The organism is Micromonospora chokoriensis, from assembly GCF_900091505.1.
In the GTDB taxonomy this organism is placed as follows: domain Bacteria; phylum Actinomycetota; class Actinomycetes; order Mycobacteriales; family Micromonosporaceae; genus Micromonospora; species Micromonospora chokoriensis.
Genome location: NZ_LT607409.1, coordinates 3,801,912 through 3,827,709, shown reverse-complemented (window position 1 = coordinate 3,827,709; position 25,798 = coordinate 3,801,912). Strand labels below are relative to the sequence as shown.

24 protein-coding genes are annotated in these 25,798 nt (G+C 70.8%); 7 read left to right on the top strand and 17 right to left on the bottom strand.

Going from position 1 to position 25,798, the window contains the following annotated elements; genetic code table 11:
* Nucleotide 1: 1 nt before the first annotated feature.
* From GA0070612_RS17770 to GA0070612_RS17750, 5 genes are all read right to left on the bottom strand, one after another.
* Nucleotides 2-436, bottom strand: a complete 435-nt coding sequence (locus GA0070612_RS17770; protein ID WP_088988916.1) for an SgcJ/EcaC family oxidoreductase — start codon at nucleotides 434-436, stop codon at nucleotides 2-4.
* A gap of 27 nt (nucleotides 437-463) precedes the next feature.
* Nucleotides 464-955 (bottom strand): acetyl-CoA carboxylase biotin carboxyl carrier protein, encoded by a 492-nt coding sequence (locus GA0070612_RS17765; protein WP_231924230.1) that lies wholly within the window; start codon nucleotides 953-955, stop codon nucleotides 464-466.
* Between the two features lie 9 nt (nucleotides 956-964).
* On the bottom strand, nucleotides 965-1,747 hold the full coding sequence (locus GA0070612_RS17760; RefSeq protein ID WP_088988915.1) for an SDR family NAD(P)-dependent oxidoreductase: 783 nt from the start codon (nucleotides 1,745-1,747) through the stop codon (nucleotides 965-967).
* Nucleotides 1,748-1,855: 108 nt separating this feature from the next.
* Nucleotides 1,856-3,208 (bottom strand): acetyl-CoA carboxylase biotin carboxylase subunit, encoded by a 1,353-nt coding sequence (locus GA0070612_RS17755; RefSeq protein ID WP_088988914.1) that lies wholly within the window; start codon nucleotides 3,206-3,208, stop codon nucleotides 1,856-1,858.
* Nucleotides 3,205-4,914 carry an acetyl-CoA carboxylase carboxyltransferase subunit alpha gene (locus GA0070612_RS17750; protein ID WP_088988913.1) on the bottom strand — a complete coding sequence of 570 codons (1,710 nt, stop codon included), beginning with the start codon at nucleotides 4,912-4,914 and terminating at the stop codon, nucleotides 3,205-3,207. Before GA0070612_RS17750 ends, GA0070612_RS17755 begins: the two co-directional genes overlap by 4 nt.
* 185 nt (nucleotides 4,915-5,099) lie before the next feature.
* On the opposite strand from GA0070612_RS17750, the gene GA0070612_RS17740 reads away from it, so the two are divergent.
* From GA0070612_RS17740 to GA0070612_RS17725, 4 genes are all read left to right on the top strand, one after another.
* Nucleotides 5,100-5,621, top strand: coding sequence for a flavin reductase family protein (locus GA0070612_RS17740; RefSeq protein WP_269458261.1), 522 nt, complete (start codon nucleotides 5,100-5,102; stop codon nucleotides 5,619-5,621).
* A 716-nt stretch (nucleotides 5,622-6,337) separates the two neighbouring features.
* Entirely contained in the window at nucleotides 6,338-7,123 is a 786-nt protein-coding gene (locus tag GA0070612_RS17735; RefSeq protein WP_197699170.1) for an AfsR/SARP family transcriptional regulator, read from the top strand.
* Nucleotides 7,124-7,628: 505 nt separating this feature from the next.
* On the top strand, nucleotides 7,629-9,047 hold the full coding sequence (locus GA0070612_RS17730) for a family 43 glycosylhydrolase (protein ID WP_231924229.1): 1,419 nt from the start codon (nucleotides 7,629-7,631) through the stop codon (nucleotides 9,045-9,047).
* A gap of 29 nt (nucleotides 9,048-9,076) precedes the next feature.
* A complete protein-coding gene (locus GA0070612_RS17725) occupies nucleotides 9,077-10,732 on the top strand; it encodes an RICIN domain-containing protein (RefSeq protein WP_088988909.1) in 1,656 nt (551 codons plus the stop codon).
* Nucleotides 10,733-10,793: 61 nt separating this feature from the next.
* Here the strand turns inward: GA0070612_RS17725 and GA0070612_RS17720 are convergent, their stop codons facing one another.
* From GA0070612_RS17720 to GA0070612_RS17670, 11 genes are all read right to left on the bottom strand, one after another.
* Nucleotides 10,794-11,717, bottom strand: a complete 924-nt coding sequence (locus tag GA0070612_RS17720; RefSeq protein WP_197699169.1) for a SpoIID/LytB domain-containing protein — start codon at nucleotides 11,715-11,717, stop codon at nucleotides 10,794-10,796.
* Nucleotides 11,718-11,723: 6 nt separating this feature from the next.
* Nucleotides 11,724-12,608, bottom strand: coding sequence for a peptidase inhibitor family I36 protein (locus GA0070612_RS17715; protein ID WP_088988908.1), 885 nt, complete (start codon nucleotides 12,606-12,608; stop codon nucleotides 11,724-11,726).
* Nucleotides 12,609-12,642: 34 nt separating this feature from the next.
* On the bottom strand, nucleotides 12,643-13,506 hold the full coding sequence (locus GA0070612_RS17710) for a peptidoglycan-binding domain-containing protein (protein ID WP_088988907.1): 864 nt from the start codon (nucleotides 13,504-13,506) through the stop codon (nucleotides 12,643-12,645).
* A 198-nt stretch (nucleotides 13,507-13,704) separates the two neighbouring features.
* Nucleotides 13,705-14,760, bottom strand: a complete 1,056-nt coding sequence (locus GA0070612_RS17705) for an NBR1-Ig-like domain-containing protein (RefSeq protein WP_167393645.1) — start codon at nucleotides 14,758-14,760, stop codon at nucleotides 13,705-13,707.
* Nucleotides 14,761-15,113: 353 nt separating this feature from the next.
* A complete protein-coding gene (locus GA0070612_RS17695; protein ID WP_231924228.1) occupies nucleotides 15,114-17,153 on the bottom strand; it encodes a hypothetical protein in 2,040 nt (679 codons plus the stop codon).
* A 124-nt stretch (nucleotides 17,154-17,277) separates the two neighbouring features.
* Entirely contained in the window at nucleotides 17,278-17,424 is a 147-nt protein-coding gene (locus GA0070612_RS31895) for a hypothetical protein (protein WP_167393644.1), read from the bottom strand.
* Nucleotides 17,425-17,554: 130 nt separating this feature from the next.
* The gene (locus tag GA0070612_RS17690) at nucleotides 17,555-18,196 is read right to left on the bottom strand and encodes a GNAT family N-acetyltransferase (protein WP_088988904.1); all 642 of its coding nucleotides are present in this window, start codon (nucleotides 18,194-18,196) and stop codon (nucleotides 17,555-17,557) included.
* Nucleotides 18,197-18,249: 53 nt separating this feature from the next.
* A complete protein-coding gene (locus GA0070612_RS17685) occupies nucleotides 18,250-19,098 on the bottom strand; it encodes an ABC transporter ATP-binding protein (RefSeq protein WP_231924227.1) in 849 nt (282 codons plus the stop codon).
* 26 nt (nucleotides 19,099-19,124) lie between these two features.
* Nucleotides 19,125-20,144 carry a FecCD family ABC transporter permease gene (locus tag GA0070612_RS17680; protein ID WP_231924226.1) on the bottom strand — a complete coding sequence of 340 codons (1,020 nt, stop codon included), beginning with the start codon at nucleotides 20,142-20,144 and terminating at the stop codon, nucleotides 19,125-19,127.
* 80 nt (nucleotides 20,145-20,224) lie between these two features.
* Entirely contained in the window at nucleotides 20,225-21,013 is a 789-nt protein-coding gene (locus tag GA0070612_RS17675) for a class I SAM-dependent methyltransferase (RefSeq protein ID WP_088988901.1), read from the bottom strand.
* The gene (locus tag GA0070612_RS17670; protein WP_088991575.1) at nucleotides 21,010-22,014 is read right to left on the bottom strand and encodes an ABC transporter substrate-binding protein; all 1,005 of its coding nucleotides are present in this window, start codon (nucleotides 22,012-22,014) and stop codon (nucleotides 21,010-21,012) included. Before GA0070612_RS17670 ends, GA0070612_RS17675 begins: the two co-directional genes overlap by 4 nt.
* A gap of 95 nt (nucleotides 22,015-22,109) precedes the next feature.
* On the opposite strand from GA0070612_RS17670, the gene GA0070612_RS17665 reads away from it, so the two are divergent.
* Entirely contained in the window at nucleotides 22,110-22,367 is a 258-nt protein-coding gene (locus tag GA0070612_RS17665) for a discoidin domain-containing protein (protein WP_231924225.1), read from the top strand.
* Nucleotides 22,368-22,618: 251 nt separating this feature from the next.
* Here the strand turns inward: GA0070612_RS17665 and GA0070612_RS17660 are convergent, their stop codons facing one another.
* Nucleotides 22,619-23,809, bottom strand: a complete 1,191-nt coding sequence (locus GA0070612_RS17660; RefSeq protein ID WP_088991574.1) for an RNA polymerase sigma factor — start codon at nucleotides 23,807-23,809, stop codon at nucleotides 22,619-22,621.
* Nucleotides 23,810-23,948: 139 nt separating this feature from the next.
* On the opposite strand from GA0070612_RS17660, the gene GA0070612_RS17655 reads away from it, so the two are divergent.
* Together GA0070612_RS17655 and GA0070612_RS17650 are read left to right on the top strand one after the other, a co-directional pair.
* Nucleotides 23,949-24,494 (top strand): hypothetical protein, encoded by a 546-nt coding sequence (locus GA0070612_RS17655; RefSeq protein ID WP_088988899.1) that lies wholly within the window; start codon nucleotides 23,949-23,951, stop codon nucleotides 24,492-24,494.
* Nucleotides 24,495-24,539: 45 nt separating this feature from the next.
* Nucleotides 24,540-25,772 carry an MFS transporter gene (locus GA0070612_RS17650; protein ID WP_088988898.1) on the top strand — a complete coding sequence of 411 codons (1,233 nt, stop codon included), beginning with the start codon at nucleotides 24,540-24,542 and terminating at the stop codon, nucleotides 25,770-25,772.
* Nucleotides 25,773-25,798 lie beyond the last annotated feature (26 nt).

The window sequence follows — 25,798 nt, the reverse complement described above, 5'->3', positions numbered from 1 at the left end:
GTCAACGGTCCTGGTCGTGGTCGACGCGACGCGACGCGAGCCGCAGATCGCCGTCGACCCGGACCAGCACGTCACGTACGACGCAGCTCGGCCCGATCTCCGGCTGCTTCTGCCCCGGGTGCACGGTGAGCACCAGCGCGTAGCTCGTCGAGTCGATCCCGCCGTCCAGGCGGTGGTCCAACACGACGTGGTTGAACCAGTGCCGCCGCTGCACCGGCGTACCGGAGAAGCGCCGGCGGTGGAACTCGGTCAGCTCGGCGGCGATGCCGGCACGGGTCCGGGCCGGTGGCAGGCCGGGCGAGTGGGTGAACTCGCCGTCGTCGGTGAAGCTGTCGGCGTACGCCTGGAAGTCACCGCCGTCGAGCGCCTGCATCTGCCGGGCGTAGAACTGCAGCACCTCGGCGTAGAGGTCGGTCGAGACACCGGTCGTGATCATGATTCCTCCTCGATTCTGGGCGGCGGTTCAGTCCGCCTCGGTCGCGGACAGGACGACGAGCGGTGTGTCGTACTCGACCGCCGCGCCGTCGGCGACCAGGACGTCGAGGACGGCTCCCGGCACGTCCACGGTGACGGGGATCATGAGCTTCATCGCCTCGACGATGCCGATCTGCTGACCGGCGGCGACCTGGTCGCCGACCTGCACGAACGGCGGGCTGCCCGGTTGCGGGGCGCGGTAGAAGACCCCCACGGTCGGGGCCCGGACGAGCAGCCGGTCGTCGGCCGGGGTGTCCGGCACGTCGGTCGCCGCGCGCGCCGGTGCCGCCGGTGCCGCCGGTGCCGCCGGTACGGTGCCGCCGACACCCTCGCCGGCCGCCCACTCGGCGGTCACCGTGACCGCTCCCGCGGTGATCTCCAGTCGGGCCGGTGGGTCACGGAAGCCGGAGAGCAGCCGCAGCACACTGTGCTCGACGGTTTCCAGCAGGTGCTGGTCGTCTCTGGTCTCTGCCTGCGTCACGGCCGACCCCTAGTAGTTTCCGAGCCCGCCGCAGACGTTCAACGCCTGCGCGGTGACCGCGTCCGCGGCGGGGTGGACGAGGTAGCCGACCATCACCGCCACCTCGTCGGGCTGGACGTAGCGGCCGATGGGCACCCGGGCGTTGACCCGTTCGAGCACCTCGTCGGCGGGCACCTGCCAGAGTCCGGAGTAGACCTCCCGGACCCGCTGCGCCATCGGCGTCTCCACGAACCCGGGGCAGACCGCGTTGACGGTGACGCCGGTCTTGGCCAGTTCCAGGCCGAGGGCCTTGGTCAGCCCGACGACGCCGTGTTTCGACGCCGAGTACGGCGCCCCGTGCAGCACCCCCTGTTTGCCGCCGGTGGAGGCGATGTTGATGATCCGTCCCCATCCCCGGCCGAGGATGCCGCCGTTGTTCAACACCTCCTTGGTGACCAGGAAGACACTGTTGAGGTTCGTGTTGATCACGTCGAACCACAGTTCGTCCGGAATCTCGGCGGTGACACCTCCACCGGAGCGGCCGGCGTTGTTGACCAGGATGTCGATCGGCCCGAACCGCTCGACGGCGGCCCGGACGAACGCCCGCACCTCTGCCGGCGACGTCACGTCACAGGTGCTCCCGTCCACCTGCAACCCCTCGTCGCCGAGGGACTTGACGGTCTCCGCGAGGGTCTGCTCGGTGCGCCCGCAGAGGTAGACCGACACGCCGTCGCGCGCGAGATGACGGGCGATCGCCAGCCCGATGCCACTCGTCGCGCCGGTGACCAGCGCGACCCGTTTGTCCTGCGTCATTGTTCCTCCGTTGCGAGTTGGTGTGCCGGACGGCCGCACGCGCCGGGCGACGGTGTCCAGGCTGTCGGCCGGTGCTCGAAGCCCGGTCGAGTACGCCTGGAGCGGCTCTCAGCGCAGTTGGTCGACGAGGGCGGTGCTGTGTGTCGCGGTGCGGAACGCGTCCGTGGCGAGCACGTCGGCCAGGAAGTCGGTGGTGGTGCTGACCCGTTCGCCGGCGACGTGGAACTCGCCCAGCGCGCGGAGCATCCGGGCGATCGCCTGGTCCCGCTGCGGCGCCCAGACCACCAGCTTGGCCAGCAGGGAGTCGTAGTTGGGCGGGACGAGGTACCCCTGGTACGCGTGGGTGTCCACCCGGACGAAGGGCCCACCGGCCGGGGTGAACTCGGTCAACCGCCCGGGGGTCGGCGCGAAGCCGCGCCGTGGGTCCTCGGCGTTGATCCGGCACTCGATCGCCACCCCGGAGAGACGCACGTCCTCCTGGGTGAGGCGTAACGGCTGGCCGGCGGCGATCCGGATCTGCTCCGCCACCAGGTCCACCCCGGTCACCATCTCGGTGACCGGATGCTCCACCTGGATCCGGCAGTTGACCTCCATGAAGTAGAAGCCGCCGGAACGGTCGACCAGGAACTCGAAGGTGCCCGCGCCGACGTACCCGGCCGCGAGCGCTCCGGCGACGGCGGCCTTGCCCATCTGCTCCGCGAGACCGTCCGGCAGGTTCGGCGCCGGGGTCTCCTCGATCAGCTTCTGGTGCCGGCGTTGCACGCTGCAGTCCCGCTCCCCCAGGTGGACCGCGTGCCCGTGCCCGTCGGACAGCACCTGGATCTCCACGTGCCGGGCGTCGGCGAGGTACCGCTCCACGTACACCTCGCCGTTGCCGAAGAGCATCCGGGCGGTCGCCTGGGTGCGCCGATAGGCGTCCGGGAACTCGGCCGAGGAGCACACGACCTGCATGCCCCGACCGCCGCCACCGGCGGTCGCCTTCACGATCACCGGGTAGCCGATCCGGTCGGCGAGCCGGTGGGCCTCCTCGGCGGAGAGCGGGTCCAGGCTGCCGGGCAGCAGCGGCAGACCAGCCTCGGACATCAGCGTGCGGGCCGACGCCTTGTCGCCGAGCTGCGCCATCACCGCAGCCGGTGGGCCGATCAGCGTGATGCCCTCGGCGGCGCAGGCGTCGGCGAAGTCGGGGTCCTCGGAGAGGAATCCGTAGCCGGGGTGGATGGCGTCGGCCCCGGTCATCCGGGCCGCCTCCAGCACGGCGGCGGCATTGAGGTAGCTCAGCTTCGGCGGTGCCGGACCGAGTTGCACCGCCTCGTCGGCCAGGCGGACGACCCGCGACTCCCGATCGACGGTGGAGTGCACGGCGACGCTGGCGACGCCCAGTTCCCGGCACGCCCGGACGACCCGCACCGCGATCTCGCCCCGGTTGGCGATGAGGACCTTGTGGAAGAGTCGGGCCGTCACGAGACCTCCTCCCGCAGCGGCCGCAGCCCGGTCTCGACGGTGAGCGCCGTTCCGAAGGCGTTGAAACGTTCCCGCCGGTCGGCGACGAGAGCCTGCGGTGTCATGTTCGACAGTTCGCCGATGAGCGGAACAAGTGCGGCCCGCAACCGGTCGGCCGCACGCAGGGGGTCCTCGCCCGTGCCACCGTCGGGCTCGGGGATGACGCCGTCGACGATTCCGAGCCGTAGCAGGTCCCGGGCGGAGCCGCCGAGCGCCGCGGCGGCCCGGGGAGCGGCGGCCGGGTCCTGCCACAGGATCGCCGCGCACCCCTCGGGGCTGATCACGGAGTAGACGCCGTTGCCGAAGATCAACACCCGGTTCGCCACCGCCAGCGCCAGGGCGCCACCGCTCCCGCCCTCGCCGATGATCACGGTGACGACCGGCACCCGCAGACCGGCCATCAGCCGCAGGTTCTCGGCGATGGCCACCGCCTGGCCACGCTCCTCGGCGTCCGCGCCGGGATAGGCCCCCGGCGTGTCGACAAGGGTCACCACGGGCAGGCCCAGTTTGTCGGCCAGACGCATCAGGCGGGCCGCCTTGCGGTAGCCGTCCGGGCCGGGCATGCCGAAGTTGCGCTGGTTCAGCTCGGCCGCGGTGTGTCCCTTCTGGTGGCCGATCACCATCACCGGTCGGCCGGCCAGCCGGGCCGTGCCGCCGACCACGGCGGGGCTGTCACCACCCGACCGGTCGCCGTGCAGTTCCTGGAAGTCGGTGAAGGCCATCGCCAGGTAGTCCAGGGTGGTGGGTCGGTCCAGCTTGCGGGCGAGGCGTACCTGCTCCCACGGGTCTGACTCGGGGAGCAGACCGGGGTCGCTGACCATCGGCCCCGGCCGGCCGTCGTGAGTGGCTCCACCAGGGGGTACGGCGACCGCCGCCAACAGCCGGGACAGCTCGGCACGCAGGCGGTCACGCGGGACGACCAGGTCCACGAAGCCCCGCTCCAGCAGGAACTCCGCCGCCTGGAACCGTTGTGGGAGCACCTGGTGGATGGTCTGCTCGATGACCCGGCGACCGGCGAACCCGAGCCGGGCGCCCGGCTCGGCGATGACGACATCGGCCAGGGTCGCGAAGGAGGCGGCGACGCCGCCGTAGGTGGGGTCGGTGATCAGTGAGATGGTCAGGATGCCGGCGTCGTCGAGCTGCCCGAGCGCCGCGCTGGTGCGGGCCATCTGCATCAGCGCCAAGGTCCCCTCCTGCATCCGGGCGCCGCCCGAGGCGGTGGCGATGAGCAGCGGAATCCGCTCGACCAGCGCCGTCTCCGCGGCCATCGCGATCAGTTGACCGACACCGACGCCGAGGCTGCCGCCCAGGAATCGGAAGTCCATCGCGGCGACGACGACCGGGTGGCCGTCGATGGCGGCCCGGGCGCACACGACGGCCTCGTCCAGGCCGGTCCGGGCCCGCGCGTCGGCCAGCCGGCGGGGGTACGCGACGGTGTCGACGAAACCGAGGATGTCCTCGGTTACGGCGGGGAACGGCAGTGGTTCGAGCGTGCCCGGGTCGACGAGGTGGTCGAGCCGTTCCGGCGCGGTGAGCCGGGCGTGGTACCCGCACTCGGGGCAGACCTTCCGGCCACGCGTCCACCGCTTGCGGTACAACGGTGTCGTACAGCCCTGGCAGAGCACCCACTGCGCCTCCTCGGCGCCTCGGGTCGTCGATAGGGTCATCCGTCCTCCTCGGCGGACGCGTCGTCCGTGCGGACGCGGCTGGTCACCAACGATGCGGTCCGCCGCTCGAACATCGACCGGATTCGGGTCGGGCCGTCCCGGTGGGGGTCGAGGCGGCATCGAGTGGTCTTCGAGGACGTGGGGGCACCGTGGACGGTGTTGACTCGCCGACGAAGGGCCGTGCCGTGACGCCAGTGCATTCCTCGGACCTGGATGAGACCACGCGCCACGACCTCGACCGGTCGACCTTCACGGCGGCCATGTCGCGGTTCGCCTCGGGCGTGACCATCGTGACCACCGTCGACCCGGCCGGTGTCGCGCACGGCTTCACGGCCAGTTCCTTCTGTTCGGTCTCCCTGGAGCCACCGCTGGTCCTGGTCTGCCTGGCCCGCTCGGCGAACTCGTTCCCCGCCTTCGCCACGTGTGACCGGTTCGCCGTGAGCGTGCTGCGCGCCGAGCAGGCTGACCTCGCGATGCGGTTCGCCCGTAAGGGCGCCGACAAGTTCGCCCAGGGGCGGTTCGTGCTCGGAGCGGGCGGTGTGACGGTGGTGGACGGGGCGCTCGCGCTGCTGGAATGCACCACCGAGCGCATCGACGAGGCCGGGGACCACGTCATCCTGCTGGGCCGGGTACGACAGGCCCGGGTGGACGACGGCAGGCCGGCCGTCTACTTCAACCGAGCCTTCGGCACCCTCGTCAACCCCTAGGCGATCCTCGACAGTGGCGATCGAGTCGAACCGGGTCCAGCGACGGCTGACGTCAAGGCGTTTACCGCACCCGATCGGGCGGGGCGCACCTCTCGTGCTGTCGGATCGACGGCGTCGCGCTCCGGCGAGCCGGGGTGGGTCGGGGCCGTCGCCGCCCTGTTCACGGCCGCTCGCGGGGCCGGCTTCGAGCCCGCGCGTCGCCACCGCGCACCATATGGTTACCGGCGCAATAATTGCCGGCAATAGCTGTTGCCCGACGACAAAGAGGGTCATCACACCTAAACGGACATTGAGCGGCAACGAAATGTGTCGGGATTCACAACGATCCCGCGATGGTCATTCGAAAAGCAATCACCAACTACCCGCTGTCCGATTGAAGGCAGCCGCAGGACCATTGACAGCGGTAGGTAGTAGTGATTGTGTACGCACGGTGAGCGCCGACGTCGATGGGGGGCCATCAGCGACGATCGAGCACGGGAGGCATCTCCGTCACGCCACGGGGCGGGGGCACGAATGACGAGTGCGATCTCGGACTACCGAGAGGACAAGCGACGACAGCACGTCGAAAGACCGACCGCCGGAAAATCAGCGGCGCTGACGCACGTTGAATCCCGACACGACGGTCAAGCAACAGTTCATCGGGGGGAAGAATGGAATTCCTTGTTCTCGGATCACTGGAGATAATCACCGAAGGCGGCAAGAGCATACTGCTCGGAGTGTCCAAGATCAGTCAGGTCCTCGCCCTTCTCGTCGCCCGGGCCGGCGAGGTCGTGAGCGTCGACACGCTGGTGGAGGAGTTGTGGGGGGATCGCCCGCCGAAGAGCGCCCTGACCACCCTCCAGACGTACGTCTACCACGCGCGCCGGATGTTCGCGCAGAACGAACTCACCGTGCCGGACCGCAACGTCCTGCTCACCCGACCACCCGGCTATCTCCTCGACGCCAGCGTCGACGAGACGGACGCCAGCCAGTTCCAACGGCTGCTGCGCCAAGGCTCGGACAGCTTCCAGGCCGAACGGTGGGACGAGGCCAGCGACCGGCTGCACGCCGCCCTGGCCCTGTTCCGGGGCCCGGCGTTCGCGAGCGTGCACCAGGGCGCGGTCCTGGCGGCACACGCGGCGAACCTCGAGGAGTTGCGGACCAGGGCGATCGAGCTGCGCATCGAGGCGCAGGCACGGTTGGGACGCCACCGCGAGCTGGTTCCCGAGCTGCAGTCGCTGGTGATCGCCCGCCCACTCAACGAATGGTTCTACGGTCAGCTCATGGTGGCGCTGCACCGCTGCGGTCGACGCGCCGAGGCTCTGGAGGTCTACCAGCGGCTCCGTCGGGTGGTCCGCGACGAGCTGGGCGTCGAGCCGACCGCCGAGATCCAACGGTTGCACCGGATCATGCTGGAGCCGGTCGGGCAGCGCGGGCCGAACACGGCCGACACCTTCCGCGAACTGCGGATCGCGTACGGGCTGGAGGACAGGCTGGTGGAGCTGGGCGCCGGCCCTCGGTGACGCGCCCGTCCGGGCGCACCGGCCGGCGATCATGCCCGGCGTCGTGATCGAACCGCCCCGCGTACACCACGGCCGGACGACCCGCCGACGATCCCCGCGACGATGCTGCCGTGGCGGGGACGCCGGCGGGTCCGCTGTTCGTCGACCATGAGGTCCACCCGTCCGCGTCCGGCTGTGGGGCCGACGCGCCGAGCACCGGCTCCGCAGCCGGACGAGCATGATCGTCAAAGGGGCGCCGCCAGGCCGTCAGACCTTGACAGGCATCGATGTTAACGCGAACATGAGTTCGCCACCTCGACGTAACGCCATCGTCATGTTCTCCCTGCCCGCTCACGCTTCTCCCCTGGCGGGATGCCGTCGGTCGACCGTCCCTGGGTGGCGTCGTCTGGACGCTCACCAACCGCACGGAGGACAGATGTCGCTGCCACTCCCCCGCACCGGTCCGGTCATCTGCCCAGCAGGGCGTTCCGCGCGGCCCGGCCGCCCCCGACGTCTACGGTCGGCAGTGGCAGCCGCGTTGGTGGTGCTCGCCGTGTCGGCCGGGCTGCCGGCGGCCGGCCCGGTGCAGGCCGCACCAGCCGTGAACTACACCAACCCCCTGGTCAACCAGCGAGCCGATCCGCACATCGTCCGGCACACCGACGGCTACTACTACATGACCGCGACCGTGCCGCAGTACGACCGGATCGTGCTGCGACGCGCGACCACCCTGCAAGGGCTGGCGACGGCGGCGGAGACGACGATCTGGAACCGACACACCAGCGGCGAGATGGGCGCCCACATCTGGGCACCGGAGATCCACTTCATCAACAACCGGTGGTACGTCTACTTCGCCGCCGGCCGGACCGATGACGTGTGGCGGATCCGGATGTACGTGCTGGAGAACGCCAACGCGAACCCACTCAACGGTTCGTGGACCGAACGCGGCCGGATCACGACGCCCTGGGACACCTTCAGCCTCGACGCCTCGACCTTCGTCGTCAACGGGGTGCGTTATCTGACCTGGGCGCAGCAGGAACCGAGCATGCCCAACAACTCCAACGTCTACCTCGCCCGCATGGGCGCCAACCCCTGGCAGATCACGGGCACGGTGACCCGCCTGGTGGTGCCCACGTACGACTGGGAGACCCGCGGCTACCGCGTCGCGGAGGGACCGGCGGTGATCCAGCGCAACGGTCGCGTCTTCCTGACCTACTCGGCCAGCGCCACCGACGCCAACTACTGCCTCGGAATGCTGACCGCCTCCGCCACCGCGAACCTGCTCGACGCCGCCTCCTGGAGCAAGAGCCCCACACCGGTGTTCGCCAGCAACGCGGCCACCGGCCAGTACGGCCCCGGCCACAACTCCTTCACCGTCTCCGAGGACGGGCAGAGCGACATCCTCGTCTACCACGACCGCAACTACCGCGACATCAGCGGCGATCCGCTCAACGACCCGAACCGGCGGACCAGGCTCCAGAAGCTGTACTGGAACGCCGACGGCACGCCGAACTTCGGCATTCCGGTGCCCGACGGGGCCACCCCGGTCCGGCTGCGGGCACATGACCTGAGTGGCAGCTACATACGGCACTACGACTACCGGGCCCGGATCGAGCCGAACGTGACCAACCTGGCCGACTCCCAGTTCCGTATCGTCAACGGCCTCGCCGGCGGCGGATCGGTGTCGCTGGAGTCGACCAACTTCCCCGGCTACTTCCTGCGGCACCGCGGCTATGCGCTGTACGTCGAGAAGAACGACGGGTCGGCCCTCTTCGGCAACGACGCCAGCTTCCAGCGCCGGGCCGGCCTGGCCGACAGCGCCGGGCTCTCCCTGGAATCGCAGAACTTCCCCGGGCGGTACGTGCGCCACCGCGACGGGCTGCTCTACATCGAGGCGGTCAGTTCGACGGCCGAGCGCGGCTCCGCCACCTTCCACAGCGAATAGCCGCCGCCCACCACCAGACAGGAGGACCCATGCCGTTCACCATCAGAAGGCCGTCCAGCGCCGAGCCGGTCCGCCGCGCGGGGCGTACCGGTCTGGTGCTGGCCGTGATCGCCACGCTGGTCGGCGCGGCCGGTGCCGTACTGGTCGGCGCACCGCCGGCCGCCGCGGCGACCATCGACACCAACGCCTCCTACGTCCTGGTCAACCGGCACAGCGGCAAGGTCCTCGATGTCCGGGACACCTCGACGGCGGACGGCGCGGTGATCCAGCAGTGGTCCCGCAACGACGGCGCGTGGCAACAGTTCCAGTTCGTGTCCTCCGGGAGTGGCTACTACCGCCTGAAGGCCCGGCACAGTGGCAAGGTCGTCGACCTGTGGGAGTGGAACACGGCCGACGGCGCCGAATACCGCCAGTGGCCGGATGTCAACGGCGCCAACCAGCAGTTCCAGGTCCTCGACTCGGACAGCGGCTACGTCCGACTCATCAACCGCCACTCCGCCAAGGCACTCGAGGTCTGGGAGCGGTCCACCGCCGACGGCGGCCGGGTCAGTCAGTACACGGACCTCAACGGCCCGAACCAGCAGTGGCAGCTGGTAGCGGTGGGCGGCGGCAGCACCCCACCGAGCACCGGCTGCGGCAGCGGGTCGACGAACGCCGAGGCCGTGCTGAGCGGAGGCACCTGGACGGCCCGCAACGGCTCCTCGACCGTCTACACGGGCGGGGACATGCTGTCGGCGATGCAGGCGGCGGTCACCTCGCTGTCGCCGGGTCGGACGTCCAAGCAGCGCGTGGTGGTGCGCGGCTCCGGGTCGGTGAGCGCGGGTTCGCGGTTGTCACTGCCGTCGTACACGACGCTGGCGGTGTGCGGCACGATCAACGTGACCGGGTCGGGGTCGGGCGACCAGGCGCCGGTGTACTCGCGCGGCACCACCGACGTCGAGGTGCAGAACCTCACGCTGACCGGGTCGCCGCTGTACGGGATCTTCATGCGCAACGTGAACAACCTGACGCTGGGGCAGATCGACATGCGGCTCTCCTCCGGCCTGGGCATCCGCATCGACAACCACGGTGGGGACCGGGCGGTCAAGGTGCGCAACGTCCGCATCGACACCGTGTACGTGTCGGGGACCGGCACTCACGGGGTGGAGACGTACGGCGTGGACGGCCTGACCATCGGCACGGTGACGGCCCGCAACACCCGCGACTCCGGTCTGCTGCTCAACGACACGATCAACGCCACGGTGGGCACCGTCGACGCGCAGAACGCCGGGGCGGGCACCGGGTACGCGGCGTTCCGGATGGCCAACCGCAACGGCCGGGTGGGCAACTCGTACCCGACCAACATCCGGGTCGGGACCGTGATCGCGTCCGGTGGTGGCCGGGGGATCTTCTGCGTGTCCGAGTCCGGTGGCGCGGTCATCGACCGGGTGACCATCTCGAACACGGGGAACAACTCGATCCTGGTGGAGAACTGCTACAACGTCGTCATCGCCGGGGTTTCCGGAACGGTGACGGGCGGCGGCGAGGTGCGGATCGCGGCGCGGACGGAGTTCCCGATCTCCTCCGGCATCCGGTTCCAGAACCTGACCGTCAGCGGCACCAACATCACCCAGAGCCCGTGCGGTGGGGCCAACAACACCATCAGCAACGTCACGCGGATCAACTCGACGCTGACCTGGTGTTGACGGCCACCGACCGCGCCGCCCGCCGCGGCTCTGCGGCGGGCGGCGCGGTCGACGGGCGCCCTCAGGACACGGCGACGTCGCGGTAGTAGTAGCGCAGGATCGCCTGGTAGGTCCTGCCCTCGTTGGCGAGGTCACGGGAGCCGTACTGGGACAGCCAGTCCCCGTCGACCCAGCCACCACAGGCGGTCGTCGTCGCGCAGTAGTGCGCCCGCAGGATGTTGCCGCTGCGGGTCAGCCGGGTCGACCAGGTGCGGTCCACCGCGGAGGACGTCGAGGCCTGCGCCGACGACGGCCGGTAGACCTGGTCCCCGGTGTCGTCACGCACGTCGTAGCACTGCCCGCCGGGGGTCTTGCGGGTCGAGTGCAACGCCCAGTACCAGGCGTAGCTCTTGACGGCCACGGCACCGGCGTCCAGCGAGGCGTTCGGCCAGCTCGTGATCCACTCGTTCGGGAGGACGTTCTTGACGTACGTCTTGAAGTCGACCCGGTCGACGCGTCCGAGCCCGACCCGGTAGACCAGGATGGTGCTCGGCAGCTTGCTGTTGGTGCCGTCGGTGCTGCACCCCGTCGCTCCGCTGCGCAGTTCGTGCGAGGCGTTGTTGTTCTTCAACGTGGCGTTGAGGTTCGCCATCGCCCCGGCCGCGAAGTCCTGGTAGGAACCGGCGAAGTTGCTGTTGAAGTAGACCCGCACGGTCTTACCGGTCCGGTTCCACACCGACGCGGCGTTGTTCTTGACGCACAGGCCCTTGCCGTTGCCCGTGCCCTTGAAGTCGTAGCAGGTCGGTTGGGTCGTGCCGTAGTCGTCCAGGGAGTCGGTGAAGTCGGAGACCGAACCGGCCTGGTTGCTGTTGTAGTAGTAGCAGAACTCGCCGCTGTCGCAGGTGCCGTCCCGGGTGGCTGCCGCTGCCGGCGAGGCGACACTCAGGAGGGCGGTGGACATGGCGAGGACGGCGCCGACGGCGGCGAGGCCCTTGCGGATATTCACGGTGTCCTACTTCTCGTTGTAGCCCTGGGAGTTCCAGAACGCGGTCGGGTCGGCGTTGTCCAGGGTGGGGTCGCCGACGCTGACGGCCGCGTGGGTCTGCCGGCCGGCCCGGACCTCGACGTGGGTGTGCGCGCCCGAACTGGAGGACACCCCGTGCCACGACTCGTCGGCGATGATCTGGCCCTTGCTGATGGCGTCGCCCACGCCCACCCCGGACCTCGGCGCGGTGTGCAGGTAGATCACCGTCTTGTTGAGCGAGGAGTTGTAGACGGAGATCGTGGACAGGCCGCCGCTGCCGGTGGTGCCCCGGGCGACGTAGGTGACCGTTCCGGAAACCAGGGCGCGCACGTCCGAGCCCACGCTGCGGGCGATGTCGATGCCCTCGTGCCGGCCGGGCGTCGTGGTGTACCCGTCGAAGGCGCACGTGACAGTGCCGCCGCTGGCCTGGTACAGGGCGTACGACAGGTTCGTGCGCGCCGACGGCGAGAACTGGTGCGAGGCGTTGTTGTTCTTCAGCGTCGCGTTGAGGTTTCCCTTCGCGCCGGCCGCGAAGTCCTGGTAGGAACCGGCGTATCCGCTGTTGTAGTAGACGCGCACGGTCTTGGTACTGCGGTTCCAGACCGAGGCGGCCTCGTTCTTGATGCACAGGCCCTTGCCGGCGCCGGCGCCCTTGAAGTCGTAGCACGAGGGCTGCTCGGTGCCGTAGTCGTCGAGCGATCCGGTGAAGTCCGAGATCGATCCGGCGTTGCCGCTGTTGTAGTAGTAGCAGAACTCGCCGCTGTCGCAGACCCCGTCCCGGGCCGCCGCTGAGGCGGGCGATGCGCCGCTGAGGATCGAGGTGCTCGCGGCCAGCGCGATGCCGGCGGCGGCGAGGCTCTTACGGATGTTCATGGTGTCCTTTCGAGAACGGTTGGGGGTTTGCGGGTCACTGCCCGCGCTGGTACTGCTCCCAGGTCCTGATCGGGATCCGTGGGCCGTCGTCCGGGCCCTGGTTGGCCAGGCCGTTCAGGCCGAGGTAGTAGTCCCCGACCTGGTGCTGCGCCTGGCTGGACAGGTCCGTGTCGTTGATCGCCGTGGCGTGGATGTGCCACGGCCAGTCACCCTGGCTCGGGTTACGCACCCAGGCGGCGAAGCCGACCTGGCGGAGGGCTCGGGCCACCGCGGTGCGCCGGGCGGCGGTCATGCCGGTGACCGCGGTGTCCACCACGCCACCACCGTCATGGGTGCCGGCCGAGGTCGGGTCACCCCCCGGGTTGTACGAGCCCTGTTCGAGCACCAGGGCGAACCCGAGCAGACGTTGGGCCTCGGCCAGCATCGCTTGCGTACGGGCGTTGACGACCTGCCCGTCGCGCTGCACCTTGGCGCCCGGGCCGATCGGGTTGCCGACGGTGTACCGGTTCTGCCCGAGCTTGGTCAGCGACGTCGTGCCGGGCAGCCCGTTCGCGGCGAGGCCGGTGTATCCGAGCGAGCGCTGGTAGGCCGCGTACGCCGAGATGGTGACGGTGCCGAAGTAGCCGTCGACCCACTGCGCGTCGAGCAGGTTGCGGGCCTGGAGCGCCTGCTCGACGGCGAGCACGGAACTCTTCGCGCCCGGGGTGAGCGTGTTGTCGGGACGGCGCGGGTCGATCTGGGCGGCCAGGACGGTGACCTCCATGTTCACCACCGGCAGCGCCGCGGTGGTGACGGAGCGCTGGGCGGTGGCGTCGGGTGTCGCGGCCGATGCGTGGACCGGGACGCTCGCTGCCACACAGAGCGCGGCGAGCCCGACGGACAACCAGGGACGGCGCACTGTCGATCCTCCTCGTAGGGGGTGAGTCGCGTTGGGAACGGACATCACCATGCGAGGAGGCGCCTGCTGTTCGGTACCCCGTCGTCCTGTCAGATTCGTCAGGCCGCCGCCGACCTGGATGAATGCGGTGTTGTCAGCTTGCGGGCGCCCGGAACTGACAGCGAGGCGGTCGCACCCTGACGCCGCTCGCGGGCACGCTCAGGCGACGACGGTGACCATGAAGTACACCGGTCGGCGGGTGGGGAAGAACTCCTGCCCGTTCTCGTCGACCATCTTCCAACTCACCCAGCACTTCCCGGGACTGCTCGGCGCGGTGACCGGAACGCTGATCATCACCTGCTCGCCGGGCGGCGTGTCGCCGATCGCCACCCGATCCGGCACCTGGCAACCGTCCGCGTCGGCGGTCGGGTTCGTCCGCGCCAGATAACGGTTGTGCCACACGACCTTCCCCACGTTCGCGAGGGCCCACACCTTCACGAACTGGCTGTTCACCTTCACCCGCGTACCGTCGGGGATGGTGACGTCCGCGACGAACGTGCTCGAGTCGCCGGCGATCAACGAGTCCGAGAACGCCGACGACGACGGTGACGGTGACGGCGGCGAGGCGGACGACGCCGGTGCCGCGGGCGTGTCCCCGTCGTCCGGCGACGACAGGTCCCGCAGGGTCACGCCCAGCACGGCGACGATCGCCACCACCATCACCACCGCTGCGGCGGCCAGCCACGGCGAACGGCTCCGGGGCGCTGCGGCGTCCTCCTCGACCGGTGGGTACCCGGCGACCCGTAGGTCGCTCCGATACTCCGCCGAGGACAGGGCGTCACCCGGCACCGACCGCGCGTGCCTCGTCGACGGTTCCGGGTCGCCGGCGGTCTCGGCGCCGGTCGCGGCGGGCTCGGTGTCGGCGTCCGCCGACTCGGCGACGTCGGACCCGGCCGCGGCGACGTCCGACGCGGGGTCGGCGTCCGGGGTGCCGTCGGCCGAGGCCGGCCGCTGCGCCTCCTCCCACCGCCGTCGCCACTGGGCCTCGTCCGCCTCGCAGGCTCGGACGAACTCCCGGGTGGTCTCCCAGGAGGGGAACCTGGTCCCGGCGGCGGCCTCGTGCAACGTCGTGTGCGAGATCCGGCCCGACCGACCGGCCATCTTGCGGAAGGACGGGTCACCGGCCGCGGATCGCAGTGCCCGCAACTGTTCGGCGAACCCACCGGCGGCCGATCGGTCCGGAACTCCATCCGTTGCGGCGCGCTGGTCCTTCATCCACTCCCCCATGTCAGACGGCGTCGTCAGGCGTTGTCAGAGCGTGTCAGAGGCTACCGAACGGGCGACGGCAGCGATCAATGTGGTGCGTCGACGACACCGGGCCGCACGGTCCCGGTGCATCGAAGGAGGTCACCGAGGAAGAGTCTCTCCCGACGTGGCGTGCGCATCCTCGCGGCGGCCGGGCTGGCGGTGCCCGCGACGCTGGCGATCGCCGGACCGGCCCACGCCGAGACCAACCCGCGCTGCGTGAACTCGGTGCAGATCGGCGAGACCGCGTACGTCACCGTGGGCGGTCAGACCGCCGCGCGCGGCCCGGCGGTCCCCCCGCCGGGCCGCGCCCGGTCACCGCCTCACGGGCAGGGCCCACCCGCGCAGACGTCCACCACCTTGCCGGTGAGCAGAAAGATCGCCTTCTGTTTCTGGGCTCCGGCCTGGGCGCGCGGGAACTCGTGCGAGTCGTCGCCGTACTCCGGCCCGGCCGGTGCGAGGTTGGTCGGCGGCGGCGCCTGCGCCGCGCCGCTGTTCCAGACCACCATCGCCGAGCCGGTGTACGGGTACCTGCGGATCGGCGCGATCCCCCAGTACGGGCGCACGTCCGAGGACCAGCCGTCGGCGACAGCCGGAGTGTGCAGGCGGGCACCGATGGTGCGCGCCTGGACCTCGGCCGCGGCGGGCGACACCTGCTGGTCGCCGAAGGCCACGTGCATCAGCATCTGGTGTGCCGGGGTACGCGGCAGCGGCCGGTCGGTCATGTGCTGCGCGTACCCATTGGCCTCGGACCGGTCCCACAACATCTGCAGCAGCGCGAGAATCAGCTGCTGGTCGGCCCGGTCCGGGTAGTAGCCGTCCAGCACGGTCTGGAACGGGGCGAAGTCCACGCTGCGTTGCAGGAGTGTGGAGTAGTTCATCGCCGGTACGCCGAGCACGGAACGGGTCCAGTCCTGCGCGATGGCGGTGAGTGCCCCGCCGTTGATGCCGCCCTGGCTGTTGCCGTCGTAGTGCAGCCCTCCCGCCAGGTTGATCAGCGGTCGAGCGGTGGCGTCGCGGAAGGCCGGATGGGCGGCGAGACCGCCCGGGTGGATCATCGTGCGGCCCAGGAAGAGGAAGTTCAGGAAGCTCTGCTGCAACCGGTCCGCCACCGCGGGGAAGGCGCTGAGGTCGGTGAAGGCGCCGGCCACGTAGGGGACGTCGGCGGCGGCCATGCCGATCCAGCTGGTGGCGCAGAAGGTGAAGTTGTGGGTCTTCGCCATCGTCCTGACGTTGCCGGCGTTGACCTCGGTCGGCCTGCCGAGCAGGCCGTGGCCGTAGAGCGACAGGTGAGCCGGCTTCGCGGCGGTGGCGCTGCGCGGGATGGTACAGACGAAGTCGGCGGCCAGTGTCGCGCCGGACGGAGTGGGCAGGGCGTTCGGCGTCTGCGGCGTCCCGGGGCCGCCGGCTGGTCCGTAGTGCAGCCCGGAGCCGGGACCGCCGTCGCCGGTCAGATACGACGGTACGCCGATGGTGCCGGTCACCTGACGGGCGATCAGCGGCTCCTGCTCCGGGGCGTAGTCGGTCACCTGGGTGACGGTGAACGACGGCGCGGCCCGACCGAGGGCGGCGAACGCGCCGTCCCGCATCGCCAGCATCCGCCCGGTCAGGCCCTGCCGGCTGGCGACGGTGAAGTCCCAGGCCAGGTAGAGGCTGTGCCGCGTGACGCCGGCCCTGGTCAGGTCGGTGACGATCCGTCTCATCTGCGGGGCGCGACTGTCCCGATGGCCGAGGCCGACACCTGTCACGTACGACCTGAACGACGCCGGCGCCGGGATCGTCGCCCCGGTGCCGTCGCGCATGCCACGCAGGCCGACGACGTAGCGGGTGCCCTCGGTCAGCGCCACCGCCGGCCGGATGATCAGCACCTGCCGGTCGGGCTGGTCGACCGCGTGCGCGTCCAGCTCGGCCCAGTACGGCGTGCGCTTCCCGGTCCGCGCGTCGAGCAGGACGATCGGCGCGTCCGGTGCCAGCGAGCGGCCGATGTCGGTGACCGGCGCGATCCCGGTCGCCGCCGCGTCGAGGCCGGGAACCCGCACCAGGATGGGTGAGCCGGGGCTGAACCCGTCCTGCCGGTTCCACTCCGTCGGGTCGATCGGGGTCCCCTGCACGTTGGCCGGCATGGCGGAGGCGGCGATCCGCACCCGCTTGCCGGTGGGGCTGGTCCGGTCGGGCACGGTGAAGTAGTCGTTCGGGAACGGCAGCAGGCAGGCGGTCGGGTCGATCGGGTCGCAGGACGGACGTCCCGTTGGTCCGGCAGTCGTCGGCGGCGCCGCGGGGGCCGCCGTGCCGAGCAGGACGGCGCCCGCGGTCACCAGCACGGACACGGCGAGACGGAGCCCTCGGGAAGTGGTCACACGCATCTCCTTCGACGCAGGACGGCGGATCGATGAAGGACCGACGGTGGTGTTCTTCCTACGCTTGTGAAAGAAGCTCGGCAAGCATCGATCCGTCGGTCCCGCGTCGAAGGAGGACGGCAGACCCCGGTCAGGCGGTGATCACCGGCCAGGCGTACGCGAGCAGGGCGCAGGCGGCGCCGAGCAGCGCGAGCGAGACACCCCGGGTGGGCAGTGGCAGGGCCGCGAGCACGATCAGGATGACGGCGACGATGTACAGGAACGCCTGGGCGGACATATTGGTCTCCTCGTTCAAGGGGTGACTGGCGAGTGAATCTCCCGCCGAGATGCCCCCGGGCGTGATCGCGGAAACGTCCCGGCCGAGCACGAGTTCGTCGACAGTGTGGTCCGCGACGCGTGCCCTGTGCCTACGCCGCGAGGAGCAGAGCTTCGGAACCCACCGGCCGGAACCCGGCCGCCTGGAAGGCGCGCACACTGCGCGCGTTGCCGACGGCCTGCTGGGACCAGACCGGTCGACCGTCCGGCACCAGATGCCGGGCCGCTGTCGCCAGCGCTCTCCCCAGGCCCCGGTGGCGATGCTCGTCGTCGACCTCGATCGCCACCTCCCAGCGGCCGGCCACCCCTCGGCCGAGAACGATCACCCCACCCTCGGCGGCCCAGACGCGCACGTCGTCACGACGCCGACGGGCCCTGACCTCGCGCGGATGATCAGCCTCGGTCAGCTCGGTCAGCTGCAGTGGCGGAGCCCCGTTGAGGCAGCTCGCCACGGTCAGCAGGTCGATGGTGTCCATGGACCGCCGGGTGCGGTCGAGCAGAGCACCCAGGAAGCGCGGATTCATCGTGGCCGCCAACGGGTCGCACTCGACAGCGGCCACCGTACGGCGTACCCATTGGGGGTCCTCGTCGGTGAACACCACCGAGTGGCCGGTGAAGGCGATGACCCCGGCGTCGCGGCGGCTCGGTTGCGCGACCACTGTGGTCCCGCCGTCCGACGGCGGGAAGTCCCCGTGTGTCGCCGCCTCCAGGATGTCCGCCAACGTACGCTCCATTGTCGTATCCTCCCCCGTCCCGCCGCGCCGTCGCCGAGGGGCGCGCTCCGCCGCTACGGCGAGGGCCTGCGGTACCAGACTCGGGGCCGCCCGTCAGGGGCGATGACGACGTCCGTTCGTACCCGATAGACCTGCTCGATCCGGCTTGAGGTGAGAACCTCGACGGGCGTACCCGCCGCGACCACCCGGCCCTCGCACAAAAGCACCAACCGGTCGCAGTACCGGGCGGCCAGATTGAGATCGTGCAGGGTCACCACGACGGTGCTGGTCGACTCGGCGAGGAACCGCAGCAGCTCCAGTTGGTGCCGGATGTCCAGATGGTTCGTCGGCTCGTCGAGCAGCAGCAGATCCGGTTCCTGCACCAGGGCACGGGCCAGGTCCACCCGCTGCCGCTCGCCGCCGGACAGGCTGGACCAGCGCCGCTGCTCGAAGCCGGCCAGACCGGCCTCGGCGAGAGCGCGCCGTGCCAGGTCAAGGTCTGCGGCGCCGACCCCGGCAATGCGCGGCCGGTACGGGATCCGGCCCAGCAGAACCACCTCCAGTGCGGACATCTCCACATCGGTGGCGACCTGTTGGGTGACCACCGCGATCCGCCGAGCGAGGGCACGTCGGGGTATCGCCCCTACCGCAACATCGTCGAGCAGCACCCTCCCGGACTCCGGTCGGGCCAGTCCGGCCAGTAGCCGCAGCAGGCTCGACTTGCCGGAGCCGTTCGGCCCGAGCAGCCCGACCGTGACGCCCGGCTCGGCGGTGAGCGCCACCCCGGCCAGGATGCGTGCGCCGGCGACACCCCACCCGACCCCGTCCGCGTGCAGCCGCGCCGGCGAGGCTCCAGCCCGGTACTGGTCACCGCCTGGCCGGGCCTCTCCGGCACCGCCGGCTGCCCGGCCATCGCTGTCCACGCTTCGGCCGGCAGCGTCCGACCCGATCATGGTGTGCCCGTCCGACGTCGCATGACCAGCGCGAACACTGGCACCCCGAGCAGCGCGGTGAGCACGCCCACCGGCAGTTCCTGTGGCGAGAAGACCGTCCTCGCCACAGTGTCCGCCCAGATCAGGAAGATCGCGCCGATCACCGCGCAGGTGGGCAGCAACGTGCGATGCCGGGTGCCGAGCAGGAACCGGACGGCGTGCGGCACGGTCAGCCCGACGAAGCCGATGGCACCGCTCGCGGCGACCAGCGCGGCCGCCATCAGGGCTGTGACGCTGAACAGCAACAGCCGGGTACGCCCGGGAGAAAAGCCGAGCGAACGAGCGGTATCGGTGCCGAACGCGAACGCGTCCAGCGCCGGCGCACTGGTCCAGCAGACCAGCACGCCGAGCCCGACAACCACGGCGCTCAGCGCCACCGCCTGCCAGGACGCCGCCGTCAGCGACCCGAGCAGCCAGAACGTGACGCTACGAGTGTCCTGGGTGTGCGCGTCCGAGATCACGATCAAGCTGGTCACCGCGCTGAAGAGCTGCGAGACGGCCACCCCGGCGAGAACGATCCGGGTTGGCTCGCCGGCCCGCCGACCGGCCAGCAGCAGGACCGCGCCGAACGCGGCCATGCTGCCGACGAACGCGCCGGTGGTCAGATCGAGCGGGCCGGCGCCGATCCGGATGCCGAGGACCAGCACCGCCACCGCGCCGGTTGAGGCGCCGGACGACACACCGAGCAGGAAAGGGTCGGCCAGCGGATTACGCGTGAGCGCCTGTAGCACCGCGCCGCACACCGCCAGACCGGCGCCGACCAGTGCGGCCAGCAGCACCCGGGGCAGCCGGAGGTCCCACACGATGCTGTCCGGCAACGCCGGTAAGGGCTGGACCGGCAGGCCCACATGGCTGGCCACCGCCCGCAGGACGCTGTCCACGGGCAGATCGGCCGAGCCCACGCTGACCGCCGCCGCGATGGTGACCAGCAGCAGGAGAAAGGCCAGCGGCAGAACGTACCGACCGAGTTTGGGCACGCTGGCGGGGGGTGACGAGTCCCGTCGCCTCGACGCGGGCGAGTTGCTCGCCGAGACGGCGGATCGTGCGGCTCGTGGCGTCATCGACGGGCGAACACCACGTAGTCGTCGAGGTACTGCCAGACTGTGCCGACCTCGGCGAAGCCTGCCGTGCGGAGGGCCGCGAGGTGGAATTCCAGTGAGGCCGGGGCCTGCGGCGGCCGGTCGGCGAACCGCCGATCCCGCTCGGCGGTCAGCCCGGCCAGTTCCGGATGTCGGGCCGCCTCGGCGTACCACGCGGAGTAGGTGAGCGCTCCGGCGGCGAAAGTCTCCCGCTGCACCTGCGCGTCATGCCGGTGGGCGATGTCGCGCAGGGCGGGCGCCGATTCGTCGTAGCGGAGGTGGTCGGCGTTGAGCAGCACGCCACCGGCGGGCAGTAGCCGCGCCACTGTGGTGTAGACGCGCAGCAGTTGCTCCGGCGCGAGCCAGTGCAGTGCCGTCGAGGTGAGCACGGCGTCGACCTGCCGTCCGGTCAGCGCCTCCTCCCAGCCGTCGACCACCAGGTCGACGTCGTGGACCTCGGCCCGCCCGGCGTACCGGCCCACGGCATGCCGCGCCACCTGCAGAAGGATCGGGTCGTAGTCGACCGCGACGGAGGTGGCCAGTGGAAACTCGGCCAGCATCCGGTCGCTGATCGCACCGGGACCACAGGCCAGATCCAGGATGGTGAGATCCTCCGGGCAGTGCAGTCGCACCACGTCGGCCATCGCATCGAACCGCAGGTCGCGGTGGGCCACATAGGCGGACTGCTGCGCGTTCCAGAGGTCGAGTAGACGCCGGGCGGCCGACTGGTCCAGCGCGACGACGTCGGTGCCGGTCGGCGGGGTCATCGGGCCGTCCCGTGCAGGCTGGCGCCGACCAGCTGCGCCGCCTGGACGCTGCGGACCGACGGATCCATCGACGAGCCGGGCACCGTGACGAAACGTCCGGCGACCACCGCGTCCAGCTTCGACGTCACCGGGTTGCGGCGCAGGAAATCGATCTTCGATTGGGCGCTGTCGCCGTCGCCGCCCCTGGTCAGGTCCGCCAGCACGATCACGTCCGGATTTCGTTTGGCGATCTCCTCCCAGTTGCCGGCGGGCCACTTCTGGCTGGCATCGGTGAACGCGTTGCGGACACCCAGCAGCGAACTGATCGCGTCCGGAACTCCGCCGTGCCCGGCCACGTACGGGGTGTTCGTGCCGGAGTAGTACCAGAGAAGTGACGGGCCGGCGCCCGGCGCGGCCGTCGGCGCCGCGCCGCGGGCCTCGTCCAGACGACTCTGCTGGTCGTGGATCACCTTCTCGGCCCGCTCCGGAACTCCGAAGACGCTGGCGATGTCGCGGATCTCCTCGAAGATCCCGTCGAAGGTGACCGTCTGGGTCGCGTCCGCCGGTTTCTCGCACGCGAACTCGGAGAGGTACGCCGGTACACCGAGGGTGGCCAGGTCGGCACGTGGACCTGCGGCGTCCGGGGCGTACGCGGAGGTGTAGGTCGAGTAGACGAAATCCGGGTTCGCCGCGCGGACCGCCTCGCGCGACGGATAGAGCTTCGCCAGCACCGGCACCTTCTCGTACGCCTGGCGCAGGTCGGGAAGCACCGGGTCGGTCTGGTAGCTGGTGCCGATCATCCGGTCGGCGAGACCGAGGCTGAGCATGATCTCGGTGGCGTTCTGTTCCAGCGCGATCGCCCGCTGGGGTGGCGCGGTGACGCTGACGGGTAGCCCGCAGTTGGTCAGGTGGATCGGGGCGGCCAGGTGGCTCTGCGCGGCCGGTGTGGCGGTTCCAGCGTCGGCGCATCCCGCGCTGGCCAGCACCAGACACAGCCCCGCCTTAACGAAAACGGTTTTCATGAGCGGGAACATACCAACGGCGTCTCGACGGCGTACAGGCGGGTGTGGGTGGTGATCGCCGGTAGTCCCGCGGCCGCAAGATCGAGGTCCGGCGGGTGGACGACCTCGGCGCGTCTCGCACCCTGGACCGGGTCCGGCTGACCTGGGAGGCGGCGTACGCACGGACGTACCAGATCCAGGTCTCCCCGGACAACGCCACCTGGTCGACGGTCCACACCACGACCACCGGCGACGGTGGTGTGGACGACATCGCCATTTCGGCCACCGGTCGCTACCTGCGCGTCCACGGCACCCAACGGGCCCTGCCCGCGTACGGCTACTCGCTGTGGGAGTTGGAGGTCCACGGCAGCTGAGTCGGCGCTCCCGTCCCCAGCCTCGCCCGCCGAGGCACCGTTCCCCCCTCCGGTCCGCCGTCGAACCGTCCCCTCCGTGACGGCGGACCACCACCGGGCAGCCGGTGCGGCCGGCGTTCCCCGGCCGCACCGGCTGCCGCCCGGACCTCATCGGCGGGGCGACACGTGGAACACAGGCCCTGGCTCACGGAACACGGTGGCCGCCTAGGGCCTGAGGCGCGGCGCCCTGTCGCGGATTGCGAGGGTGCACGTCAGCCTGTGGGTGCGAGCGCGGCGCGGCGCGTCCGCAGGTGGGCGCATTCGATCTCGTTGGTGACCAGCGCCAGGGCCTCGTCGTAGGCGACACGGGCGTCGGCGTCGCGGCCGAGCCGGGTCAGCAACTCAGCGCGGGTGGCGGGCAGCCGGTGGTAGCCCGGGAGGTGCACCTCCTCCAGCGCGGCCAGGGCCACCGTCGGCCCGTACACCTCGGCGACGGCGACCGCCCGGTTGAGCGCGACGACCGGGGTCGGCGTGAGCGCGAGAAGCTGGTCGTACAGTGCCAGGACCTGCCGCCAGTCGGTGGCGGCGCCGTCGGTGTGCACAGCGTTGATCGCGGCCTGGATCTGGTACGGCCCGGGTCGGTCGAGCCGCAGGCATCGGCGGACCAGGTCGTGGCCCTCGGCGACGAGTCCCCGGTCCCACAGTGACCGGTCCTGGTCAGCCAACAGCACCAGGTCGCCGGTGGGGCTGAGCCGCGCCGCACGGCGTGCCTCGGTCAGCAGCAGCAGGGCGAGCAGACCCACCACCTCCGGCTGGTCGGGCATCAGCGCGGCCAGTTCGCGGGCGAGTCGGATCGCCTCGGCGCACAAATCGGTCTTGATCAACGGCCCGGCGGTGGACGTGTAGCCCTCGTTGAACATCAGATAGAGCACCGTGAGCACGGGCGGCAACCGGTCCGGCAACTCGTGTGCGGCCGGCACCCGGTAGGGGATGGCGGCGTCGCGGATCTTCCGCTTGGCACGCACGATCCGCTGGGCGACGGTCGTCTCCTGGACCAGGTACGCCCGGGCAATCTCCGGTACGTCGAGACCGCCGAGCAGGCGGAGCGTGAGAGCGGTACGCGCGTCGGGGGCGAGCGCCGGGTGGCAGCAGGTGAAGATGAGCCGCAGCTGATCGTCCTTCACCGGCCCCACCTCGTGCGGCTCGTCGTGTTGGCTCAGGAGCAGCGCCTGGGCGTGTCGGGCCTCGCGGGTCGATTCCCGACGCAACCGGTCGATCGCCCGGTTGCGGGCTGTCGTCACGATCCAGGCGCCCGGGTTCGGCGGTGTGACCTGCCACTTCTCAAGCGCGATGGCGAAGGCGTCCTGGACCGCCTCCTCGGCGAGGTCGATGTCACCCAGGACGCGGACCACTGTGGCGACGCAGCGCCCGTACTCGGCGCGGTAGATGTCTTCCAGATCCATGTCGTCGCCCACCTCCTCGTCGGGTTCGCAGCCAGTAGGCAGAGTGCTGATCCTCTCGCAGAGGTCAGACGGTGTGCGGCGTGAGGGCGGACGGCCCGTCGGGTTTCGCCGGTCGCCACGCGGGGGTAGCCGATGGGTCATGAACCGCAATCTCGTCACGGCTCTGCGGATCGCCTGGGGCTTGCCGGAATTCCGCGACGGCGTGCGCCACCTCGTCGACCTCGACGAGGTGGCGGTGCTGCTCGCCGCACTGTCCGATCCGGATCACGACCGCGAGGTCGAGCGCAGCCTGTTGGGCCTGCTGCGGTCCGGTCTCGACACGACCGAGATCCGGGAGGCGGTGCTGCTGCTGCTCGAAGAGGACGACGTGCGCCGGCCGCTCGTCGGGGCGATGACGGAACCCCTCGCGGCCCGACCGGGTCAGGCTGCCGCCATCGCCTCGGCCGCCGAGGATCCGGCGGTACGGCGTGAGCTGCGGGCGGTGCTGGACAGCGCGCGGGCGCGCCAGCTGATCTGGCAGGCTGTCGACGACCAGATGGAGGACAACCGCGTCGGCGTGATCCACCGGGCGGCGGTGTTGTTCGTGCGGCACCGCAGCGTCCGGCGTCTCGTGTGGGCTCTGCGCCGGCACGGTGTGTTGCGTGAACTCCGCCGACGGGCGGACGATCCTTCCCCGACCGGCTGAGGGCGGGGTGGACCCGCGACGACGGTGACCAGGAACGGGGTGCCCATGACGCCGGAGGTGTCACCGCGCCGGGCCAGAGCCGTGCTCGTCGCACTCTCGCTCGGCGCGTTCGCGTTCATCACCACCGAGCTGCTGCCCGTCGGCCTGCTGACGCACATCGCTCCCGACCTCGACCGCTCCCGGTCCCAGGTGGGTCTGCTGGTCAGCGGGTACGCCATCGTGGTCGTGCTGGCCTCCGTACCGCTGGCCCGGCTGACCCAGCGGATCCCCCGGCGTCACCTGCTCGGTGTCACGATGCTCCTGTTCGCCGCCGGCAACGCCACCGCCGCGCTCGCCCCGACCTACGACGTGCTCGCCGGCTCCCGTCTCGTGACCGCCCTCGCCCAGGCGCTGTTCTGGTCCGTCGCCACGGCGACGGTGACCGGGCCGTTCCCCGTCGCGGTGCGCGGCCGGGTGGTGGCGCTGTTCGCCGCCGGGGCGACGCTCGCCCCGGTGCTCGGCGTGCCCCTGGGCACCTGGCTCGGGCAGCAGGCCGGGTGGCGGGTGGCGTTCGCGGTGCTGGCCGGGGTGGGTCTGGTCACCGCCGCGGCGGTGGTCGTCCTCCTTCCCTCCTATCCCCCGGCCGCCGGCGGCGCTGCCCGGGGCACGGCACCGGACGGCCGACGCTTCCTCCGGTTGTTGATCGCGACGGCGCTCGGCATCGGCGGCTTCATGACCCTGCAGACGTACGTCACACCGTTCCTGCTGGACGTGAGCCGCTTCGGCGACGCGATGCTGGCACCGCTGCTGTTCGTCTCCGGCGCCGCCGGCGTCGTCGGCACCCTGGCGGCGGCGCGGACCCTGGACCGCTGGCCGATCGTCTCCATGCTGACGCCGCTGAGCATCGGCACCGCCTCGCTGTTCGGTCTGTACGCGCTCGGCGGGCTCCGACCCGGCGTGGTGGTTCTCCTCGCCGGAATCGGTCTCGGCTACGCGGCGTTCGGCTCCGGCGTGCAGAACCGGATGCTGCACCTCGCGCCGGGTAGCACCGACATCGCCTCGGCCGGTGTCAGTACCGCGTTCAACGCCGGCATCTGCGGTGGTTCACTGCTCGGCGGTGCTCTCCTGTCGACCTCGGGGGCGCGCCCACTGGCATTCGTCGGCGGGCTGTTGACGCTGACCGCTCTCGCCCTGCTCGCCGTCGACGCGCGGCGGGGCCACGCCTCGCCAGCGCCGACCGGGGTCGATCTGGGCACCAGCCCCGCGACAGTCGGGCACACGGCTCGGCGCTCCGACTGAGTCTCGCCACGCGCCACTGCGGGTGA

Coding starts and splice junctions, on each gene's coding strand:
- GA0070612_RS17770 (WP_088988916.1), bottom strand. CDS start 436: ATGATCACGACCGGTGTCTCGACCGACCTCTACGCCGAGGTGCTGCAG.
- GA0070612_RS17760 (WP_088988915.1), bottom strand. CDS start 1,747: ATGACGCAGGACAAACGGGTCGCGCTGGTCACCGGCGCGACGAGTGGC.
- GA0070612_RS17750 (WP_088988913.1), bottom strand. CDS start 4,914: ATGACCCTATCGACGACCCGAGGCGCCGAGGAGGCGCAGTGGGTGCTC.
- GA0070612_RS17725 (WP_088988909.1), top strand. CDS start 9,077: ATGCCGTTCACCATCAGAAGGCCGTCCAGCGCCGAGCCGGTCCGCCGC.
- GA0070612_RS17715 (WP_088988908.1), bottom strand. CDS start 12,608: ATGAACATCCGTAAGAGCCTCGCCGCCGCCGGCATCGCGCTGGCCGCG.
- GA0070612_RS17705 (WP_167393645.1), bottom strand. CDS start 14,760: ATGAAGGACCAGCGCGCCGCAACGGATGGAGTTCCGGACCGATCGGCC.
- GA0070612_RS17695 (WP_231924228.1), bottom strand. CDS start 17,153: ATGCGTGTGACCACTTCCCGAGGGCTCCGTCTCGCCGTGTCCGTGCTG.
- GA0070612_RS31895 (WP_167393644.1), bottom strand. CDS start 17,424: ATGTCCGCCCAGGCGTTCCTGTACATCGTCGCCGTCATCCTGATCGTG.
- GA0070612_RS17690 (WP_088988904.1), bottom strand. CDS start 18,196: ATGGAGCGTACGTTGGCGGACATCCTGGAGGCGGCGACACACGGGGAC.
- GA0070612_RS17675 (WP_088988901.1), bottom strand. CDS start 21,013: ATGACCCCGCCGACCGGCACCGACGTCGTCGCGCTGGACCAGTCGGCC.
- GA0070612_RS17670 (WP_088991575.1), bottom strand. CDS start 22,014: ATGAAAACCGTTTTCGTTAAGGCGGGGCTGTGTCTGGTGCTGGCCAGC.
- GA0070612_RS17660 (WP_088991574.1), bottom strand. CDS start 23,809: ATGGATCTGGAAGACATCTACCGCGCCGAGTACGGGCGCTGCGTCGCC.
- GA0070612_RS17655 (WP_088988899.1), top strand. CDS start 23,949: ATGAACCGCAATCTCGTCACGGCTCTGCGGATCGCCTGGGGCTTGCCG.
- GA0070612_RS17650 (WP_088988898.1), top strand. CDS start 24,540: ATGACGCCGGAGGTGTCACCGCGCCGGGCCAGAGCCGTGCTCGTCGCA.